The sequence below is a fragment of the Liquorilactobacillus satsumensis DSM 16230 = JCM 12392 genome (genome assembly GCF_001435195.1).
Taxonomy (GTDB): domain Bacteria; phylum Bacillota; class Bacilli; order Lactobacillales; family Lactobacillaceae; genus Liquorilactobacillus; species Liquorilactobacillus satsumensis.
On record NZ_AZFQ01000016.1, the window covers coordinates 1 to 19,962 of the forward strand.

The window sequence follows — 19,962 nt, forward strand, 5'->3', positions numbered from 1 at the left end:
GAGCCCTACACATTTGATTTGTCGAAACTTTGTTCAGTTTTCAAAGGTCTACTTAAAGTCTGCTATGAGATAGCATAGATTATTATACTAGCAATTTGAATTAAATGCAAGAACTTTTTTCTAAACACCGTTCTCATCAACAGCCAACTTTTATATTATAGCACGCCTAATAATTAATGCAAGATAAAATTCAAAAAATAACTCAGCTAAATTTTGTCAGTTTAAAAACAGCTCTCAACTGCTTTAAACAGCGATAACTAACGTTCTTCTACCTCGGAATTCCGTTAATAGTCTGATTTCAAACTCCTAAAAATTTCATTTTCTCCTAGTTTTTAAGTCAAATTAAAAAGATTCAGCACAAAACGTTATGTAGTCAACGTCTTGTGCTGAATCTCAAAAAGCGTATTATTTAAATTTAGCATTTCAAATTGGGGCTAGCTGCTTTTTAAATTACCGTTAAGTATACTTTCGCGCAGACTCCAACAGCATCCTTACGCTACTTATGTTCTTCAGGGCGTAAAGTTGGAAATAGTAATACATCTCTAATAGATGGCGCATCGGTCATTAACATTACAAGACGATCGATCCCAATACCTAAACCACCCGTTGGCGGCATGCCATACTCAAGAGCCTCGATGTAATCCTCGTCAATTCCCTCGGCTTCATCATTACCAGCGGCCCGCTCAGCTACCTGTGCCTCAAATCTTTGTCGTTGGTCAATCGGATCATTCAATTCAGTAAATGCATTGGCAAATTCGTTACCCAAAATAAACATTTCAAAACGGTCAGTAAAGCGCGGATCGTCAGCATTTTTCTTAGCCAACGGAGAAACTTCGACTGGATGTCCATAAACAAATGTAGGGTCTACAAGCTGAGCTTCACAAAAATTATCAAAAAATTCATTGATAATATGTCCAACTGTCCAATAATCCTCATAATGAACATTCTTTTCATCTGCAAGCTGGCGCGCTTGCTCAATTGTCATCGGTTGCCAAAAATCAACTCCCGTCTCCTCTTTGATCGCATCAACCATGTGAATCCGTTTGAATGGCTTGTTGAAATCGACTTTATTTCCTTGATAAGTAACAATTCCGTCAGCAGTAACTACTTTAGCCGCAGCTTTAAAGATTCCCTCTGTCTCATCCATAACATCCTTGAAATCAAAATAAGCTGCATATGATTCCAGCATTGTGAACTCAGGATTATGTTTAGTATCAATTCCTTCATTACGAAAAACGCGGCCAATTTCATACACGCGTTCCATACCGCCAACAATTAGGCGCTTCAAATGCAGCTCAAGCGCAATCCGCAAGTATAGTTTAATGTCGAGCGCGTTATGATGGGTAATAAATGGACGTGCAGCTGCACCACCAGCCTGATTATGCAAGACAGGTGTTTCCACTTCCAAGAAACGATGTTCATCAAGATAGCCTCGAATTGCACTGATAATTTTACTGCGTTTCAAGAAGCGATCAAAACTATCACGATTTGAGATCAAATCAAGATAACGCTGTCTATAAATTTGTTCAACATTTTGCAGTCCATGAAATTTATCAGGAAGTGGTCGCAGGGCTTTTGACAAGAAGGTCACATCTGTCACCTTAATCGTCAGTTCACCCATATCGGTTTTGATAACTTCACCGCTCAAGCCGAGATGATCACCCAAGTCGGACCGTTTAAAAATATGATATTTTTCTTCACCGACAACATCTTTACGAATATATAATTGAATACGGCCGTCACGATCCTGAATATCAGCAAAACCTACTTTGCCTTTGCCTCGCTTGGCAACCATTCTTCCGGCAATCTTTACTTTAATATCTAAATCTTCAAGTTCTTGTTTCGTCTTTTGATCATACTTGTCATGTAATTCCTGTGACATTGCTGTCCGCTCAAAACGGTGACCAAACGGATCAATTCCTTCTGTGCGCAGCTCCGCTAGTTTCTCACGCCGCACCCGCAACTGATCATTTAAATTCTCTTCTTTCGCCAAACTTATCCCTCCAAAAACAATTTCCATCTTATATATTGCCAATTCTACCGCTAAATTGCAAATCTATTTTGCCAATTGACGCTGTTTTTTACGTTCAACGTAATCTTCAACGTCACTTAAAAAGTTATCAAAAATTGTAATCATTTGAGCTTCCGTTGCAGCATCATTTAAAGCTGCTTTTGCCCGCGCTGACCGCGGAATGCCTTTGAGGTAATAGGCGGCCTGACTTCTAAATTCACGTGGTCCGACATAGTCCCCTTTAATCCCCACCAAGCGATGTAGATGTTCTTTAGCTACTTTAATTTTTTCAGCGGGAGTTGGTTCTGGAACAACCTCTTCCCCTGCAAGGTACTCTGAAGCCTGTTTCACGATCCAAGGGTTCCCTAATGCAGCACGTCCAATCATGACTGCATCAGCTCCGACATCTGTTAACATCTTCTTAGCATCTTCAGGAGTCCGCACATCTCCATTCCCAATAAATGGAATTTCATGCAGATGATCTGCGACTTCTTTGAGAATTCCCCAGTCAGCATGTCCGCTATATAACTGTTTGCGGGTTCGACCGTGCATAGCTAAAGCTGCTGCTCCGCCTTCTTGTGCCGCTAATGCATTTTCAACTGCATAGATATGATCCTCATCCCATCCAGTTCTCATTTTAACGGTTACAGGCTTAGAACATGCGCTTGTTACAGCATGAACCATCTCATAAACTTGATTAGGATCTAACAACCAGCGAGCCCCTGCCTCAGCTTTAGTGACCTTAGGCACTGGACATCCCATATTAATATCAATAATGTCAACATCAACATTTTCTTCAATGTAGCGTGCGGCTTCGACCAAAGTATCTTTATTTCCGCCAAAAATTTGCACACTAACCGGATGCTCTGTGGGGTCAAATCTCAGCATTCCTAGCGTTTTTTTGTTTCTAAATTGAATTCCCCGATCGGAGATCATCTCACAGACAACTAAGCCTGCACCGAATTCCTTGCAGATCATTCGAAAAGCAACATTCGTGACCCCAGCCATAGGAGCAACTACAATTTGATTTGGGATCGTAAGATTGCCGATCTTCCATTCCATTTTATTACACCTCGTTTTCACATAGTCAATTATACCTTTTGCATGATACCACAAAACAATCTAAAGCAAAAATGTTAATCATTTTTCCCGTCACGCAACTGGCGTAACTCTGCTTCTGTAAAAATATATTTTTTTCCACAAAAATGACAAACTGCCTCTGCTCCATGATCTTCGTTGATCATCGTCTCCAGATCTGATACTGCAATTGCGGCCAACGCTTTTTCAAACCGTTCCTTTGAACAGTCACACTGATATTTGATTTCACTTTTCGCTAAAATTTGATAGTTCCCTGCTCCACAAATTTTAGCAATCATTTCTGTTGGCGTCATCCCAGTTGCCATCATTTCAGAAATTGAGGGAAGTGTAGCAAGCGTCTGTTCTAATTTTGCCAGTAACTCGTCTTGTGCTCCTGGCAAAACCTGAATTAAAAACCCACCAGCCGTCCGTACCGTATTATCCTCGTTAACAAAGACAGAAAGTCCCACCGCCGAAGGAATTTGCTCAGACTTAGCCAAATAGTATGCAAAGTCTTCCCCCAATTCTCCTGACACCAGCGGTACTTGCCCGGTAAAGGGCGTCTTCATTCCAAGATCTTTTGTAACTGCTAAAAAGCCATGGGTTCCAACCGCCCCTTTCACATCAATTTTATGTTTTTCATTCAATGGCAGATGCACATGCGGATGCTGTAAGTAACCTTTAAGCTGTCCCTGTGCATCACCGTCAACTACTAATGCGCCTACAGGTCCATCTCCTAACACTTTCACCGTCAGCCGCCCACTTTCTTTTAAAAGTGCTTGAGAAAGCAAAGCAGTCGCTGTCAATGTTCTACCCAAAGCAGCAGAAGCTGCACTCCATGTATCGTGAAGTTGCTGTGCTTTTTGCACGGTTTTAGTGGTATCAACTGCATAAATTCTTAACTGCCCTGCAAAGGCCAAACTTTTAACTAAATAATCCGTCATGTTACTCTCCTTTTTACTAAATTAATGAGCGGAACAAAACAATTTTACAACTGTTTCATTCCGCCCATCAACTCACTTATTTTAATATTTACTTACTTGTCTTTAGGATAGAAAGTGACTGTTTCACCGTCATCTTCTGCAGTCTTTTTGCTTTCCTTTTGCTTTTCAGCTTCTTTGCGTTCTAAAGCCTCTTTTGATTCTTCAAAAGTAGCGGCCTTTTCGCTTGGGAACTCTTCTTTGGCTTTATTTGGCATGTGACCTGTCTTGAATAAACTTAAAATTTGCTTTTCATCCAAAGTTTCATATTCAAGCAAAGCCTCAGCAATTGTTTTATGCTGTTGGCGATGTTGTTCAATAATTTCTTTGGCCTTTTTCATTCCTTCGTTCAGCAGTGCTTTGACCTCTTCATCAATCAAGTTAGCTGTTTGTCCAGAATAATTAGGTTGCCCTGCAGGCATGCCTGCTCCGGCGAACATGTTACTCTGTCCTTCATATTGCACTGGACCTAGTTTTTCGCTCATCCCATATTCCGTAACCATCGCACGGGCCAACTGTGTTGCCTGCTGAAAATCATTGGAAGCGCCTGAAGATTGTTCATTGTTAATAATCTCTTCAGCAGCACGTCCACCCATTAATCCAGCAATTTGTTCCTTCAAATCGCGTTTGGAAAGAAGTGCTTGGTCTTCTTTAGGCAGCATAATTGCGTACCCGCCTGCACGCCCACGTGGCACGATTGTAACTTTATGCACAACACGTGCATCGTTTAAAATTAACCCAACAATCGTATGCCCCGCTTCATGAAAGGCAACTGTTCTGCGTTCCTTTTTGTTAATAACCTTATCCCGCTTGGCTGGCCCAGCAATAACTCGATCTTCTGCTTCGTCAACATCTGAAGCATCGATTTCTTTTTTATTACGTCTAGCTGCCAGTAAAGCAGCTTCATTTAATAAGTTTTCCAAATCAGCACCCACAAAACCAGGTGTTTGTTTGGCAATCATCTTCAGATCAACATCTTTCGCAAGTGGTTTATTCTTCGAGTGCACTTTCAGAATTGCTTCACGCCCTTTAACATCTGGACGTCCGACAAGTATCTTCCGATCAAAACGACCTGGGCGAAGTAAAGCTGGATCTAAAACATCTGAACGGTTAGTAGCTGCCATCACAATGACACCTTCGTCTCCTTCAAACCCATCCATTTCCACCAGCAATTGGTTCAAAGTCTGCTCACGTTCATCATGACCGCCACCCATTCCAGCGCCACGTTGACGCCCAACAGCATCAATTTCATCAATGAAAATAATTGAAGGTGCATTCTTCTTTGCATTTTCAAACAAGTCACGTACACGACTTGCGCCGACGCCGACAAACATTTCCACAAAATCAGATCCCGAAATTGAGAAAAATGGAACACCGGCCTCACCAGCAACAGCACGTGCGAGCAATGTTTTACCTGTACCAGGAGGTCCCTCTAGCAAAACACCAGAAGGAATGCGGGCACCCAAAGACAGAAACTTGCGCGGATCACGTAGAAATTCTACCACTTCCACAAGTTCTTGCTTTTCTTCTTCAGCACCAGCAACATCCGAGAAGCGGACTTTGTTTGCCTTTTTATCAACAGGCTTAGCCTTGGACTTGCCAAAGTTCATGACCCGTCCGTTGCCGCCACCTTGACCGGCTTGACCCATCATCATATAGAAGAAGAAGATAAAGAAGATCACTGGAAGCAAATAAATTAGCAACTGCAACCATAAACTGCTGGATTCTTCTTCCTTTGCGCCGTTTTTAACATCATTTTTTTGTGCCAACTCCTGAATCTGCTTAACCGCAGTATCATTCGTCAACACATTACTGGTAAATGAAGTCACTTTGCTACTGCTAGAAGCGAACCCGCCAATTCCAGTTGTTTCCTTAGCTTTTTGTGCCTTCTTGTATGTACCTGTTATTTTATAGGTACTCCCGGAAGGCTGCATTGTAAAGTCTTTTACATTGTCCTTCCGTAATTCACTGATAAATTGGCTTGATTGGATTTGTTGAGATTGTGAACTTGCCTTACCTCCGAAGAAGTAATATAACATCCCCATTATCCCAAGGAAAATCACAATATAAAATAGACTATTTTTAAAAAGCCCATTCTTGTTATTGTTCATCTGCTTCCTCCTTGACTGATGCACAAATTGCTGTCTTTAAACAGCTAACGCATAAATCATAACATACTTGACTTTTCTTGACTATTAATTATTCTCATAAATTTCTGGCTTTAAAATCCCAACATAAGGAAGGTTACGATACCTTCCTTTATAATCCAAGCCGTAACCGACCACAAACTCATTTGGAACTTCAAAACCAACGTAATCTGGTTCAATTCCTGCAACACGACGCTCAGGTTTAGTCAAAAGCGTACAAATCTTAACAGAATTAGCCTTGCGATGTTTAAATAGCTCGACCAAACACTGCAAAGTCTTTCCAGTGTCAATAATATCTTCAATAATGATGATATCGCGTCCTTCTGCCGGGACATCAAGATCTTTAATGATCTTAACCTCTCCGGAAGAAACAGTTTCATCTCCGTAACTTGATACATCCATGAAGTCAATCTCCACATAGGTTTGAATTTCACGGACAATATCTGCCATAAAAAGAAAAGCTCCCTTTAGCACACAGATTACTAGCGGGTTTTTATCTTTATAATCAGCGGTCAGCTGCAGCCCAATCTTGTGTGAAATCCTGCTAATGTCTTCTTTGCTATACAGGACCTCTTTGATATCTTCGTTCATAGTCAGCCTCATTTCTCAGTTATGTTTCTAAAAATCACCATGTATTGCATTTTATCATTTACCTTCTGCTCTGACAAATCAGATTGCCTAACTCCGACTATCCATAAGGGAAGGCCACTGGAAGCTGCCACAATCCACTTCTTATTCCTTTCCTGCAATGGAATCTTTTTTTCAATAAAAATTTTCTTGATTTTTTGTTTCCCAACACGTGTAGGCAGCTTATCTCCTGGAAGACGATGTCTGACAGTTAAGGGCAAGAAAGCTCGTTTTGAAAAATAAAACCGTTGCTCACCCGAGACAGCCTCAATTCCAGCAGTGCTCTCAAACAACCCAATTTCTGCGCCATGTGGTAACCTTGTCCATTCTCCTAAATTCAATTGAGAATTAAAGACAGACGCCTCCACGGTTACATTTTGAGTTGGAGAAATCGTAAAGGTAGTGTACTCTTTTTTTAAAAAAAGCGCTTTTTGCAATTGAATCCAACCTTGCGGCTTAGCGTCATTAAGTAATAGTGCACCCGCTTGTTCCAACTGTCTTTCAGAAGCATGGTAGTTATGACTGCTAATAATCTGCCTCAGGACCATCGTTTGCTCCGCTGTGGTCAGCTCTTTCCAGCCTTGAAGCGAGTAAGAACCAGTTACATTTTTAAGCTGATTAACTTGTTTTGCAATCACATGCTGTGCCACTATACACACTTCTGCTAGTTGCGCAGTATAGGCATTTATATGCTCTAAGAAACGTGGATTTTCTTTTTTTAACAAAGGAACTACTTGATGCCTGAGACGATTGCGCAAAAAAGCGTTTGTCTGGTTAGTACGATCCTCAAAAAAAGAAAGTTGTCTTTTTTGCGCATATTCACGTATCAAATTCTTCGAAAACGGTAGTAACGGTCTGATAAGCCAAAAGTTAGTCGCAAATGAGCGCTTTTGTCTGATAGCGCACAACTGACCGAGTTCTCCACCGCGTATCAGCTTCATTAAAAATGTTTCTGCTTGATCATCTGCATGATGTGCTGTCAAAAGTTCACTAATTGCATTTTGTTTCAATATTTTTTGAAAGAAAGTATATCTGAAATTGCGAGCAGCTTCCTCAACGCCGTTTTGCGGGTGTTCACTAAGTGGCCATACCGCACTGAAAAGTGGCAGACCTTTTTGTTTGCAAAATTCCACAATAAACTCGCGCTCTTGTCTGCTCTCTTGACGCAGCTGGTGATCAATGTAAGCAACATAGATTCGCGGGCGCACGCTAGTTGGCAACTGTAACAGGAGGTCCAAGAGTGTCATTGAATCAACCCCTGTTGAAACAGCCACCAGAACTTTGGAACTATGTGAAATTTTTTTAAAATATTGCGTAAATTCTCGTTTTAAATCCATAAACATTTCCCAACCTTATCAACAAAAGGACTGCGCCAAAACTCACGTTTTGACCCAGTCCCTTTGTTTTGGCCTACAGTAGCTGTAGATTAACGTGTCTTAGCGAAAAAACTCAACCCCTAAGCCCAAATCTTTTTCAAAATCTAGTTGCGCGCTAGCTTAGACTGCAAAAGCTTAGCTGCGACGACCGCCACGACCGCCACGTTTTCCTTCAGTGTTTCTCTTTAACGATGTTAGCCGCGCTTCACTTTCTTTTAAGAATCCCGAAAGCAAAGAGTCAAAGTCCTTTGGTTTTGGTTCTGGCTTCCGATATGATTGATTATAGTGCCCGTTGCTACTGTGTGTTTTAACTCCCGTTGCACTGGTGTGATGTGCATGATTATAGCTTTCATGGTGCTCACTTTTATTAAACTTTGTTTCACTGTTACTAGGAGCACTAGCGGTAGCTTTACGAATTGAAAGACTGATTTTCCCATCAGCGGCAATCGACAGAACTTTAACAGTTACTTCATCACCAACACTCAAAACATCATGAATGTCCTTTACATAACTGTCAGAAATTTCACTAATATGAACCAAGCCGTTCTTCTTTTCACCTAAATCAACGAATGCACCAAAATTAGTTATCCCCGAAACCCTTCCAGTAACTTTAGCTCCTACTTCAATTGCCATAAAAATGCTGCTCCTCCTTAAATTATATACACTTCAGTATAACACGCCCTCAAAGGGATGCAATAGACAGAAACGGGAAGTGTGTACTAGTTTCTCTCTTTCTTTAATTCGCGTTATTTGTTTTGGTGCTGGGTAGACTGTATATGGTTTCACCATCTTTTGAATAGTAATATTTTTCACGAATGAGTTTTTGCAGATAATCCTGATCGTTCAATTGTTTAACCTGTTGTTTAAGATTCACGCGAGTTTGTTTTTCCTGGTCGAGCTTACTGCGTGCACTCTTAACCTGAGCTTCAAGATTGGCAGTCAAAAAGTGAGTATGAATAATCTGATAACCGCAAAAAAAAGCAGTCAAAGCGACAAAAATCCCTATAAAAATTAAGCGCCGCCGATGTACAATTCGCACGCGTGATTTTCGTTCATGCATCTTCTGTGCTTTATTTTTTTCCCTGAAAAAAGAATTATCAAGGACTCTGACCTTATGCCCGCCAGCCATCTTGTCACTCCTCTCGCTTAAATTTCTACTACGTTAAGTATACCAAACTCCAAAGTTTGAAGTCTATTAATTACATGTACTATTTGCGATAATCTTCCTTGAATTCTTCTGCAATTAACTGATAAAGCTCAGATGCCTCATCTTTTTTCGCAGTCTCTTTGACTGACAAGACCTTAAGCCGCAAGATTTTATTGCCAAAATTGATCACCAAGAGATCGCCGACCGTGATATTAGTCGCAGATTTAGCAGGCCTGTCATTAACAGTGATTCTTCCTTTATCAGCAATTTCCTTTGCGACAGTCCTTCTCTTGATTATTCGTGAAATTTTTAAAAACTTATCTAACCTCATTTATTCACCTCATTATTTTATTTAAAAAGTTTAACAATGATCCGGCCTCCTGGAAATTCTAACCATTCTGCCGTTGAAAACAGCTGTAATTTGCGCGCCAAAAGGGCAAAAACTCCTGCACCTCCAGCGGCTCCCAAAACACACTGCATAAAGCTTGCCCAACGTCCATCCCCCAGAAAAACTGCAGCACCGGCTGCCAGACCCCAGGCAGATAGCGCAAGAAAAGCTAAGCAAATGAAAATGCGCCCGCAAAAAGCAACACTTAAAAAGTCCCGCAGCCCTTCACTTGAAAGCATCAGGCGTGAAAAAAGTAAGCCACCACTTAAGCTTAACACCGAAGAAAAGCTTGCACCACTGAGACCCCACCAATACACAAATAAATAATTTGTAGCAGCTTTCAAACTAACAATGAGTATCAGCGTTCCAATTGTCTTCACATATTGTCCGCGGCTTTGCAAGACAGAATTCATTAAGATAATTAACGACGCGGCAATCACCGAAAAAGCAGCAACTCCCAGTGCCCAAGTCCCTTGTCGATTCCCAAAAAGTGCTTCATTAATCGCAGGCATCAAGACAAACATGCCAACACTGGCAGCTGTAGCCACAGTCGCACAAATTCGAAAGGCAAGCTCAAGTGTTTGCTGATATTCAGCGGTGTGTCGGATTGACTTTCGGCTTAAAAGCGGCATTAAACTGGCAGAAAAACTCAACGAAAGTACCAGCCCCAACTGTAATAAGGGTTGGGCCCGATCGTAAACCCCCTTCAAGCTCTTAGCCAGTGCGGGGTTATTTCCAGCCGCCTCTAGCGCATTTTTCAGCGTAAAAGAATCAATCAACTGTAATAACACTAGCAGTGCAGAATACAAACAAATAACCAACCCTTCCGAAAAAAGGCCACGTAGAAGCTTTTTAAACAGCGTTGTTTCAAGGGGAACTTTAAGCCTCAATAATTGGCTAAAGAAATCTTTAAAAAACAGGAGCGCACAAAATGCGCCAATGGCACCCGCAAATAGTGACCAAGAACCGATCCGATAAAGTGACCAGCCTGCGTGAGTAGCTCCTACAGCAACACCAACAATTATTATTACCCTGATAGTCTGCTCAATTAATTGTGATAAGGCCGTTGGGACCACTTCTAGGATTCCCTGCTTATACCCCCGTCCTACTGCAAGAAATGGAACTAGCAAGTAACTCCAAGAAACACTGCGAATTAAAGGTGCCAGTAATCTGTCGCCCATTAACTGGCTTAAATCCGGAGCCAGCAACTGCAGTAACCCAAACACACCTAATCCAAATACCGCCAAGAGTAAGAACAAATGATAAGCATTTTTTTCTCGTGCTTCATCAGTTGTGCAAGTTGAAATTAACTTTGAAATATACACCGGGAATCCGGTTAACGAAAATGTGACAGCAATCCCATAAAAAGGATAGATTTGCTGATAGATATAAAATCCCGTATTACCAACGAGATTTTCAAACGGGACTCGATAAAGCGCACTTAAGATCTTAGCAACCAAGGCCGCAAGCGTTAAGACCGCTGCACCTTTAAAGAGATTTTCCGTTGGCTTTTTCATAATCACTTTCCTTACTCTCGTTTAAATATTCCATAATCTTGTTCAACACCACTTGTAAATCCGCAATTACAGACTGCAAGTCATCACGCGGTTGAAGCACAATTCCTAATTGCATTTTCTGAGCAACAACCTTCAATGAGGCTTTCAGCTTTGTATAAGAAAGCGCCTTAAGAAAACTAGGTGCCTTCAGTTGCTGACTAACTTCTGCTGCAAAACAAATTTTGAGTTGCTTGCCATTTTGCGAAATGGTCTCAACCTGCGCACGATCAGCATACATTTTTAGCAATCCGATCTGCAGCAAATTTTCAACCTCTGGTGGATATTCACCAAAGCGATCAATCAAATCGCTTTGAACCTCACGGTACTGGTCTTCATTTTCTAACTGTCTAATTCGTTTATAAACTTCAATTTTCTGCCTTTGATCTTCTAAATACGTCGATGGCAGATAGGCTTCCAACTCCAATGAAATTTCGGCATCGGTTTGCTTAATTTTTTGTTTGCCTTGTTTCTTTGCAATCGCATCCTTTAACATTTGGGTATAAAGATCATAGCCAACAGAATCAATAAATCCATGCTGTTGTTTTCCAAGCAAATTGCCTGCTCCCCGAATTGAAAGATCACGCATTGCAATCTTGAAGCCCGATCCCAATTCTGTAAAGTCCTTGATGGCTTCCAGTCTCTTTTCACTCACTTCTGTCAGCACCTTATTTGGCTGATACATGAAGTAAGCATAAGCAACACGGTTGCTTCTCCCAACGCGCCCACGTAATTGATAAAGTTGTGCTAATCCCATATGATCCGCATCTTCCACAATTAAAGTATTAACATTTGGAATATCGACCCCTGTTTCAATAATCGTGGTGGTCACTAAGACATCGTATTCTCCTGCAATAAAGTCATATAAGACCTGCTCCAATTGAAATTCTGTCATCTGTCCGTGAATATATGCCACCCGAGCTTCCGGTACAAAAGTTCTAATTTCAGCTACAACCTTTTCAATATCAGAAACACGGTTATGCAAATAAAAAACCTGTCCTCCACGTGCCAGTTCACGTGAAATGGCATCAGCAACCGTACCATAATTTTGTTCCATCACATATGTCTGAATTGGATAACGATTCATCGGTGCAGTCTCAATTACTGAAAGATCTCGGACTCCCAGCATCGACATATTGAGCGTGCGCGGAATCGGTGTTGCTGTCAGGGTCAAGACATCCACTTTAGAACGCAGTTGTTTGAGACGCTCTTTATGTTTAACTCCAAAACGCTGCTCTTCATCTATGATTAAAAGACCAAGGTCAGCAAAGTGAATATCTTTAGATAATAAGCGGTGCGTGCCGACTACAATATCAACCGTCCCGTTCTTCAATCCCATTAGCGTCTGTGAAATCTGTTTTTGAGTCCTAAAACGTGAAAGAATTCCCACTTCAACCGGGAATTCGTCAAAACGATTAATCATTGTTTCATAATGCTGTTGCGCCAAAACAGTCGTAGGTACCAAAAAAGCAACTTGCTTTTGATCTTGAATTGCTTTAAACGCCGCTCTTAATGCCACTTCAGTTTTACCGTACCCAACATCCCCTATCAAAAGGCGATCCATCGGTCGTGCCTTTTGCATGTCGCGTTTGATTTCAAGAGCACTGCGCAACTGATCAGGAGTTTCAGTGTATGGAAATGCCTCTTCGAATTCATGCTGATATTCATTATCCGGAGAAAATGAGTATCCTTTTTGGGTCTTACGTTGTGCATATAATTCAATCAAATCATCCGCGATATCTTCAATCTTCGCAGCAACATTTTTCTTAGTCTTTACCCATTCGCTTCCTCCGAGTTTATTAATGCGCGGTGTCCGCGATTCAGAGGAGACATATTTTTGAATCCGATCAATCTGTGAGACAGGCAGGAAAAGCTTAGCATTATCACGATATGTGATTGTTAAATAATCCTGATGCTTTCCGCCCACTTCCATCGTCTTCATGCCTTCATATTTACCAATCCCATGATTAAGATGCACAACGTAATCACCCTGCTTCAACTCAGTATAACTTCGAAGGCGTTCCGTGTTCTCCATCGTCTGTCGTTGCGGACGATGTTTAATTACTTTTTTTAAAATCTCATGTGCGGTCAAGACAACTGCATGTCCTTGCGGAAATTCGAAACCGTTTTCGATATTGTCCAAGATCACTTGAACTCTGTGCGGTTGAATCGAATCAGCCTTCGTTAAAATCGCAGAAACCTCAAAATCATCCAAGGTCTGCATAAACTTCTCAATCTGTTCCTGTGTGCTTAAAGCGAACACAACCGTTTGTTTTTGCTTTTTCCAGCGCTCAAGCTCTGTTTTCAGCAGTGGCATTTGTCCAAAAAATTGCTGAACTGCTCTAACCTTGAGATCAACTTTTGAATTAAAAGTTAACTGCCCCATTCCCTTTTCAAACAGCGAAAAGAAAAAGCTGGTTTGGGTTGCTCCCTTTAGTAACGGTCGCAACTGATTTTCCCAATTTTCTTTTGAAAAAAGTCCGCCACTTTTCAACTGCTCTGTTTTCCAAAGCATATTTTCTTCGTCCAGCATTCGTTCGCTTTCAAGCACACGCGGATAATCATCAACTAACAAAAAACCGTCTGAATTTAAATAATCAAGCAGCGCTGTTCGTGTGGGATACAGTTGGTCAGTAAAGATTACTTGGGCAGGCTGCAACTGTCCTGTAGAGATACTTTCGTGCAACGTGCGATACGTTTCCTTTAGATTATTCAGTGCCGTTTGCTCTTTAACTGCCTGCTTATCAGCTTGATACTGAACTTTAATTTTTTCAAGCGCAGCTGGTCTAAGTTGTGCCGGCAAAATAAGATCCGTTGCCGGTAGAACTATAGCATGTTCAATATTTTTCAAACTACGCTGAGTATCTGGGGCAAATTCACGCAGCGAATCAATTTCATTATCAAACAGATCAATTCTTAATGGATGTCCCAAATTCAACGGATAGATATCAATAATTGAGCCTCGAATTGCAAAATCTCCTGGTTTATCCACCAATTTATGGCGCTCAAATCCCAATAAAGATAACTGGGCAGCAACCTGCTCCAACTCAATCTCCTGCCCCACATTAAATTCCAGTTTAGCATTCTGCCACACCGCACGTGGTGGTAACAAGCGCTTCATTCCTTTAGCAGAAGCCAGCACAATTCGAGGCTCTGCAGCACAAAGCGCAGTCAACGCAGCCACCCGCTCACCACGATACTCTGGCGAGCTTACCGCAACCTCAGCAGCAGTGGCCTCTTCAACCGGATATAGATAAACGTTGTCTGAGCCCACGATCCCACTCAAAGCGCGTTCTAATAACTGGGCATGATGCAATGAATCGGAAACCAATAGAATTGTTTTCTGATACCGCTTAAACAGGCTTGCAATAAAAAGCGGTTTAGCGGCAGCCAACAGTCCAGTTACCAGATGTCGTTCATTCTTTATTTTGATTCCTTTAAACCATTGTTTTAGTGCTGGTGAATCCAGCAACAGATCTTCTAATTTCATCTACGTGCAAAACTCCTTAGTTCCTCTACTTGTGGTTAAACTTATTCATGGTCAACATAAAATCATCATTTTCAATCCAATTATCTAAAGCTGCCGTGGCCTGCTCAATCCCTTGCGCAAATTCCTTTTGTTCAGTCTGTGTAAAGCGCGTCAAAACCCAGTCAACCACACTGACTTTTTGAGGGTGGTCAATGCCGATTCGTATTCGTTTGAATTTTTGCGTACCCAATTGCGCAATAATGCTCTTAATTCCATTGTGACCACCAGCTGAGCCTTGCAGTCTTAACCTGAGATGACCAACCGGCAAATCCAGATCATCATGAATTACAACTAAATCAGAAACTGCAAGATTAGAATAATTTAGTAAAGGTTTGACACTTCTCCCTGATTCGTTCATATATGTTAAAGGTTTCGCTAGGATAATTTTCTCTCCTTGATAGAAGAACTCGGCGATTTCGGCTTCGTGTTTTATTTGAGAAAATTCAATTCCCTTCTGCCGCGCATACTCTTCTACTGTCATAAACCCGACATTATGCCGTGTTCCTGCATATTTACTACCAACATTACCCAATCCAACAATTAACTTCATCGGTATCCTCCAATTTTCATTAGCTCTGGGTAGCTCGTGCACTCTACCTAGACTGTTTACATTTTGTTTCAATGTATTTTCGTATAATTACACAACAAAAATCCGGGACGTTAAATCGACCCGTTGCCTGTTAGCACTTCTTCAAAGTTCTTTCATAGTATACCATAAGCCAGTGTTTGACCTGCAAAAAAATGATTGAAAACTTATTCACATTTTTCAGAAAAACGTGATATACTTACAGTGTGCTAACAAGTCCACTTAATGAAAGGAATGTGTTACTTTGTCAGAAACAAAAAATCATCAAAAAGTTATCTTAGTCGGTGACGGCGCTGTTGGATCAAGTTTTGCTTATGCGATGGCACTCCAAGGAGTTGCTGAAGAATTTGGAATCGTCGATGTTGTGAAAGAACGTACAGAAGGCGATGCGCTTGATCTTTCCGATGCAACAGCATTGTCTTACCCAAAGAAGATTTACTCTGCTGAATATTCTGACTGCAAAGACGCTGACTTGGTTGTAATTACAGCCGGCGCTCCTCAAAAACCAGGCGAGACACGTCTTGACTTGGTTAACAAGAACTTGAAGATTTTATCAAGTATCGTAAAGCCAGTTGTAGAATCTGGTTTTGACGGCATCTTTTTGGTAGCTGCCAACCCTGTTGATATCTTGACATATGCAACATGGAAATTCTCTGGCTTCCCTAAGAACAAAGTTATTGGTTCAGGTACATCATTGGATACATCACGTTTACGTGTTGCTCTTGGCGAGTTAACAGGTATTCGCGATCCTCGTTCGGTTCATGCTTACATCATGGGCGAACATGGAGATTCAGAATTTGCTGCATATTCTGCTGCAACAATTGGTGGCCTTCCAATCCTTGACTGGGCAAAAGAAAACAATGTTTCTAAAGAAACACTTGCTAAGCTTGAAGATGATGTTCGTAACAAAGCTTATACAATCATCAGCAAAAAAGGTGCAACCTTCTATGGTGTTGCAACCGCCCTTGCTCGTATTTCTAAAGCAATTCTGCGTGATGAAGATGCTGTTTTGCCTGTTTCTGCTTACATGGAAGGACAATATGGGCTTAACGACATTTATATCGGGACACCAGCCGTTGTTAATGGCACAGGTCTTGTAAAGATCCTTGAAGTTCCTTTAAATGCAGAAGAAAGCAAAAAGATGAGCGATTCAGCAACAACGCTTAAAAAGGTTTTAAACGACGGTTTAAAGAACCTTGAACAAAACGCTTAATTTCAACTTGCTTATTAAAGTTTTGATTACAATACAGCATTAATGCGTTTGCTTTGTTGCAAACGAAATGCTAAGTTAAACACCTTGTTTAACTTAAGGGCTGTAGTAAGACTGGAGCTAGACTTCAGTTTTACTATAGCCCTTTTTCTAAGGTTAATTTAACAAATAGTCAAACTTGCATTTTATTTTATAATCACTTCTGACCGCTAAATAAAACGTAAAACTAAAAGATATCTTTCCCTTTTACGCGTGATCTATGATAATATGTATTAGAAGTTTTTAATTATATGGAGGATAACATCTCATGCTATTCAAATCACTTATTAAACCAAAAAAAGACCTTACTACGGTGCGTGAAGACATCACCCTGGAAGAGGCGCTGAAAGTTCTCGAAGAATCCGGTTTCCGGTGTGTTCCAATTCTCGATAAAACTGGACAAATCTTTCGAGGCAACATCTATAAAATGCATATTTATCGGCATAAGTCACGCGGGGGAGATATGCACCTGCCAGTTACGTATTTGCTTAAAAATGCAACTAAGTTTATTACACTCGACTCAGCCTTCTTTAAGGTTTTCTTTTCCATTAAAGATCTACCGTACATTACTGTTTTAGACGAACAAAATTTCTTCTATGGCATTTTAACGCATTCCAGCTTACTCGGAATGCTTTCACAATCATGGAACGTTGGAATTGGGAGTTACGTATTAACTGTTGTCTCATCAGGCGAACGTGGAGATCTAGTAGAAATGTCTAAGATTATTACTAAGTATACTTCGATTGCCAGCTGTATTACGCTTGATGTTCAGGCAAATGTCCTCGTACGCCGAACCCTTTTTACGCTACCCGAGGGAGTATCCCCAGAAACATTACGCAAAATCATTGCAAATTTAGAACGCAAAAGTTTCAAAGTCCCTGAGATTGAAGATTTAAAGGCACTCTAGCTGCTGCACCATTTCAGCTTGCCCTTGAAACATTAACTAGCTAATTTAACTAGTTAGGTAAAAAAATCGTTGGCTTAAATTACCCCCCTAAGTTACTTTTTAACTTAGAGGGTCTTTTTATTGGCTAGCATCACGAAAAAAATGGATAGTCTGCTATCTCACGCTTGTCCATTAGTACAGTTTTCTTATGCTGAATTTTTAAAAAAACACAAATCATCCCCCCAAAAAATGGCTTTTTTATGTCCCAAGAAGCCTTTAAATCAGCAATGCAACCTCAAGTTGCCAGGTCCGCAGTGATAATTAGTCACACTTTCCCTTTACTAATGAAAAGCTAACTGGATAATTAAAGAAGAACTTAAGGGAGGAAAAAAGTAATATGCAAAATGTTTTTAAACAACAACTGATTACCCTGCGCAGACGCAAACAACTGTCGCAAACCGCGCTCGCCCGTAAATTGTATGTTTCACGCCAATCAATTTCAAAATGGGAAAATGGTGATGCTGAACCAGGGATTGACAAATTAGTAGCGCTCGCAGAAATTTTTGGAGTTACTCTAGATTTTTTAATTTTAGACACTGAAAAACCAACTGATGTCATTTTAAAAATCCGTAATTTAAAAAAAGCCTTCACGACTCCAGTATTGCGCGGCATCAACTTGAATCTCTATGGGCGAGAACGCATTGCTTTACTTGGAAGTAATGGTGCTGGCAAATCTACGCTTGCAAAAATCATCTATGGCAAGCTAAAACCCGACAGCGGTCAAATTGAAAGTTTTATCTCAAATAAGGATGATCTTCGGGTCATGCCGCAAGAAAATATTCTAATTGAAGATCTCAAATTGGCAGAACACGTTCAACTAACAGCACGTCTTAATAAAGTATATTCACCGGCTTTCGTCACACAAATGATCAAAAAATTCAAACTTGATAAACAATCAGCTACCTCTGTTAGTAAACTTTCAGGTGGGCAAAAAAGAAAACTTGCACTACTTTTAAGCCTACTAAAACCTTCGAAACTCTTAATCTTGGATGAACCCACTGTTGGAATGGATCTAGATGCAATTGACTTTTTTTGGAACTATCTGGATCATGTGAGTGGTAGTGTGCTTACAATTACCCATGATTTCAATCAAATTGATCAATATTTTTCACGAGTTTTACTATTAAAAAATGGCAAAATTGCACAAGACGTTTCGATTGATAAAATACACAGCCATAATCAAACTATTGAACAGTGGTATCGCCACTTTAACGCTACGGAGGCCCAATAAAAATGATTGCCTATATTCAACTGAGACAAGTTTTACGCAATAAAAGATTCTTCTTTTTTACAATCATAATTCCCTGCTTCTGGTATCTTTTTATGCTTAATCTAGTAAAAGACAGTCACCTTTCCAACCCACTTTTAAATCATTTATGGTTTATGTGGTTTTTAGTGGCTTGTTTAATGGGCATTACAGGCAACTCACTTGTGACCTTTAGTAAAAGAACCAGCACTGGCAGAAACTATTATCTACTCGAAACCCATCTTTCGCACTACTCGCTTTGGAGATTTATGTGCGACCAGCTTCTAACACAATTCATTCTAAACACACTTATCATGCTTGTGATTGTGACCACTGGGTTTGTGCTGGGAACTATTCCTACTAATTTAACATTACTAATTTCTCTTGTACTATTAAATGTTTTTGGAATCTATTCCAGTATCATTGGCTTCGTTGTAGGCATTTTACTGGACAGCTCTATTATTGACGCGGCAAGTGCACCCTTGATGATTATTGTCTCACTTTTCATTGTTCCCTTTAAATCCTTTACTGCTGGGCCCTTTGTTGATCTTGTGACTGCAATTCAAAAATTATTTCCCGGGTATTATTTATACCCAATTGCAGATCGATTAATGAATAATAAAAATCTCACCGCTCCCTTGCTGTTTTTTTGTCTTACAACTGGCATTACTCTGATACCATTTTTAGCAATTCTCTGGGTGAAATTAATAAAAAAAACACGGTAGATAAATGTTTAAAATTTTGTACGGTTTTGTCAAAAACTTCTTGAAATGGTGCTTTCACAGACTAGCAAAATTCCACACAGCTCATTACAGCAAATCAGGCTAAACAGACAATCAGCGTGCCCATCCCTCAACAACGCTACCCTTTAAAAACATCCCAAAAAGGACTTGATCAATTAGTTTTTGATCAGGTCCTTTAACTTGTAGACTATAAAGCAGATTCAGTATTTTAATTTAAACTTGTCAAAACTGTCTCCAATTTAACGGATCCACACAAAAAAGGTGGGGCTGTGACAAAAGTTAAAGTTTGTCACAGCCCCACCTTTTATTCCGAATAAACGTGTTCCATAAGTCAAAATTCTCCGTCTAACTTCGAAT

At 40.5% G+C, this 19,962-nt stretch carries 16 protein-coding genes; 4 read left to right on the forward strand and 12 right to left on the reverse strand.

What is annotated here, in order from left to right; all coding sequences use genetic code 11:
• Positions 1 to 496: 496 nt before the first annotated feature.
• From lysS to pth, 12 genes are all read right to left on the reverse strand, one after another.
• Positions 497 to 1,993: a lysine--tRNA ligase gene (lysS, locus tag FD50_RS01390; RefSeq protein WP_056959740.1), complete on the reverse strand. Its 1,497-nt coding sequence runs from the start codon at positions 1,991 to 1,993 to the stop codon at positions 497 to 499.
• Positions 1,994 to 2,056: 63 nt separating this feature from the next.
• Positions 2,057 to 3,073, reverse strand: a complete 1,017-nt coding sequence (dusB, locus tag FD50_RS01395) for a tRNA dihydrouridine synthase DusB (RefSeq protein WP_056959742.1) — start codon at positions 3,071 to 3,073, stop codon at positions 2,057 to 2,059.
• Between the two features lie 74 nt (positions 3,074 to 3,147).
• Entirely contained in the window at positions 3,148 to 4,032 is an 885-nt protein-coding gene (gene hslO, locus FD50_RS01400; protein WP_056959744.1) for an Hsp33 family molecular chaperone HslO, read from the reverse strand.
• Between the two features lie 92 nt (positions 4,033 to 4,124).
• Positions 4,125 to 6,179, reverse strand: a complete 2,055-nt coding sequence (gene ftsH / locus FD50_RS01405) for an ATP-dependent zinc metalloprotease FtsH (RefSeq protein ID WP_054757654.1) — start codon at positions 6,177 to 6,179, stop codon at positions 4,125 to 4,127.
• A gap of 84 nt (positions 6,180 to 6,263) precedes the next feature.
• The gene (gene hpt / locus FD50_RS01410) at positions 6,264 to 6,806 is read right to left on the reverse strand and encodes a hypoxanthine phosphoribosyltransferase (RefSeq protein ID WP_054757653.1); all 543 of its coding nucleotides are present in this window, start codon (positions 6,804 to 6,806) and stop codon (positions 6,264 to 6,266) included.
• 8 nt (positions 6,807 to 6,814) lie between these two features.
• Entirely contained in the window at positions 6,815 to 8,179 is a 1,365-nt protein-coding gene (gene tilS, locus FD50_RS01415) for a tRNA lysidine(34) synthetase TilS (RefSeq protein ID WP_162256061.1), read from the reverse strand.
• Positions 8,180 to 8,353: 174 nt separating this feature from the next.
• Positions 8,354 to 8,851 (reverse strand): S1 domain-containing RNA-binding protein, encoded by a 498-nt coding sequence (locus tag FD50_RS01420; protein WP_054757650.1) that lies wholly within the window; start codon positions 8,849 to 8,851, stop codon positions 8,354 to 8,356.
• A gap of 103 nt (positions 8,852 to 8,954) precedes the next feature.
• Positions 8,955 to 9,347: an FtsB family cell division protein gene (locus tag FD50_RS01425; RefSeq protein WP_056959748.1), complete on the reverse strand. Its 393-nt coding sequence runs from the start codon at positions 9,345 to 9,347 to the stop codon at positions 8,955 to 8,957.
• 79 nt (positions 9,348 to 9,426) lie between these two features.
• Positions 9,427 to 9,696 carry an RNA-binding S4 domain-containing protein gene (locus FD50_RS01430; protein WP_054757649.1) on the reverse strand — a complete coding sequence of 90 codons (270 nt, stop codon included), beginning with the start codon at positions 9,694 to 9,696 and terminating at the stop codon, positions 9,427 to 9,429.
• Between the two features lie 17 nt (positions 9,697 to 9,713).
• Positions 9,714 to 11,270, reverse strand: coding sequence for an oligosaccharide flippase family protein (locus FD50_RS01435; protein WP_056959750.1), 1,557 nt, complete (start codon positions 11,268 to 11,270; stop codon positions 9,714 to 9,716).
• Positions 11,242 to 14,796 carry a transcription-repair coupling factor gene (gene mfd, locus FD50_RS01440; protein ID WP_056959752.1) on the reverse strand — a complete coding sequence of 1,185 codons (3,555 nt, stop codon included), beginning with the start codon at positions 14,794 to 14,796 and terminating at the stop codon, positions 11,242 to 11,244. The genes FD50_RS01435 and mfd overlap by 29 nt, the downstream gene beginning before the upstream one ends.
• A gap of 25 nt (positions 14,797 to 14,821) precedes the next feature.
• Positions 14,822 to 15,385: an aminoacyl-tRNA hydrolase gene (gene pth / locus FD50_RS01445; RefSeq protein WP_054757648.1), complete on the reverse strand. Its 564-nt coding sequence runs from the start codon at positions 15,383 to 15,385 to the stop codon at positions 14,822 to 14,824.
• A 280-nt stretch (positions 15,386 to 15,665) separates the two neighbouring features.
• Here pth and FD50_RS01450 point away from each other — a divergent pair, with 280 nt between their 5' ends.
• The 4 genes from FD50_RS01450 (at position 15,666) to FD50_RS01465 (ending at position 19,587) form a co-directional block, all read left to right on the forward strand.
• Positions 15,666 to 16,634, forward strand: a complete 969-nt coding sequence (locus FD50_RS01450) for an L-lactate dehydrogenase (protein WP_054757647.1) — start codon at positions 15,666 to 15,668, stop codon at positions 16,632 to 16,634.
• Positions 16,635 to 16,938: 304 nt separating this feature from the next.
• Positions 16,939 to 17,577: a cyclic di-AMP binding protein CbpA gene (cbpA, locus tag FD50_RS01455; RefSeq protein ID WP_056959754.1), complete on the forward strand. Its 639-nt coding sequence runs from the start codon at positions 16,939 to 16,941 to the stop codon at positions 17,575 to 17,577.
• 376 nt (positions 17,578 to 17,953) lie between these two features.
• Positions 17,954 to 18,847, forward strand: coding sequence for an XRE family transcriptional regulator (locus FD50_RS01460; RefSeq protein ID WP_054757646.1), 894 nt, complete (start codon positions 17,954 to 17,956; stop codon positions 18,845 to 18,847).
• A 2-nt stretch (positions 18,848 to 18,849) separates the two neighbouring features.
• Entirely contained in the window at positions 18,850 to 19,587 is a 738-nt protein-coding gene (locus FD50_RS01465) for a hypothetical protein (protein WP_054757645.1), read from the forward strand.
• The last annotated feature ends 375 nt before the right edge of the window (positions 19,588 to 19,962 follow it).

Excerpts from the sequence above, each read along its gene's own strand:
- ftsH (WP_054757654.1), bottom strand. The coding sequence starts at position 6,179 with ATGAACAATAACAAGAATGGGCTTTTTAAAAATAGTCTATTTTATATT.
- FD50_RS01435 (WP_056959750.1), bottom strand. The coding sequence starts at position 11,270 with ATGAAAAAGCCAACGGAAAATCTCTTTAAAGGTGCAGCGGTCTTAACG.
- pth (WP_054757648.1), bottom strand. The coding sequence starts at position 15,385 with ATGAAGTTAATTGTTGGATTGGGTAATGTTGGTAGTAAATATGCAGGA.
- dusB (WP_056959742.1), bottom strand. The coding sequence starts at position 3,073 with ATGGAATGGAAGATCGGCAATCTTACGATCCCAAATCAAATTGTAGTT.
- FD50_RS01425 (WP_056959748.1), bottom strand. The coding sequence starts at position 9,347 with ATGGCTGGCGGGCATAAGGTCAGAGTCCTTGATAATTCTTTTTTCAGG.
- FD50_RS01430 (WP_054757649.1), bottom strand. The coding sequence starts at position 9,696 with ATGAGGTTAGATAAGTTTTTAAAAATTTCACGAATAATCAAGAGAAGG.
- FD50_RS01460 (WP_054757646.1), top strand. The coding sequence starts at position 17,954 with ATGCAAAATGTTTTTAAACAACAACTGATTACCCTGCGCAGACGCAAA.
- FD50_RS01420 (WP_054757650.1), bottom strand. The coding sequence starts at position 8,851 with ATGGCAATTGAAGTAGGAGCTAAAGTTACTGGAAGGGTTTCGGGGATA.
- hslO (WP_056959744.1), bottom strand. The coding sequence starts at position 4,032 with ATGACGGATTATTTAGTTAAAAGTTTGGCCTTTGCAGGGCAGTTAAGA.
- FD50_RS01465 (WP_054757645.1), top strand. The coding sequence starts at position 18,850 with ATGATTGCCTATATTCAACTGAGACAAGTTTTACGCAATAAAAGATTC.
- mfd (WP_056959752.1), bottom strand. The coding sequence starts at position 14,796 with ATGAAATTAGAAGATCTGTTGCTGGATTCACCAGCACTAAAACAATGG.
- hpt (WP_054757653.1), bottom strand. The coding sequence starts at position 6,806 with ATGAACGAAGATATCAAAGAGGTCCTGTATAGCAAAGAAGACATTAGC.
- tilS (WP_162256061.1), bottom strand. The coding sequence starts at position 8,179 with ATGGATTTAAAACGAGAATTTACGCAATATTTTAAAAAAATTTCACAT.
- cbpA (WP_056959754.1), top strand. The coding sequence starts at position 16,939 with ATGCTATTCAAATCACTTATTAAACCAAAAAAAGACCTTACTACGGTG.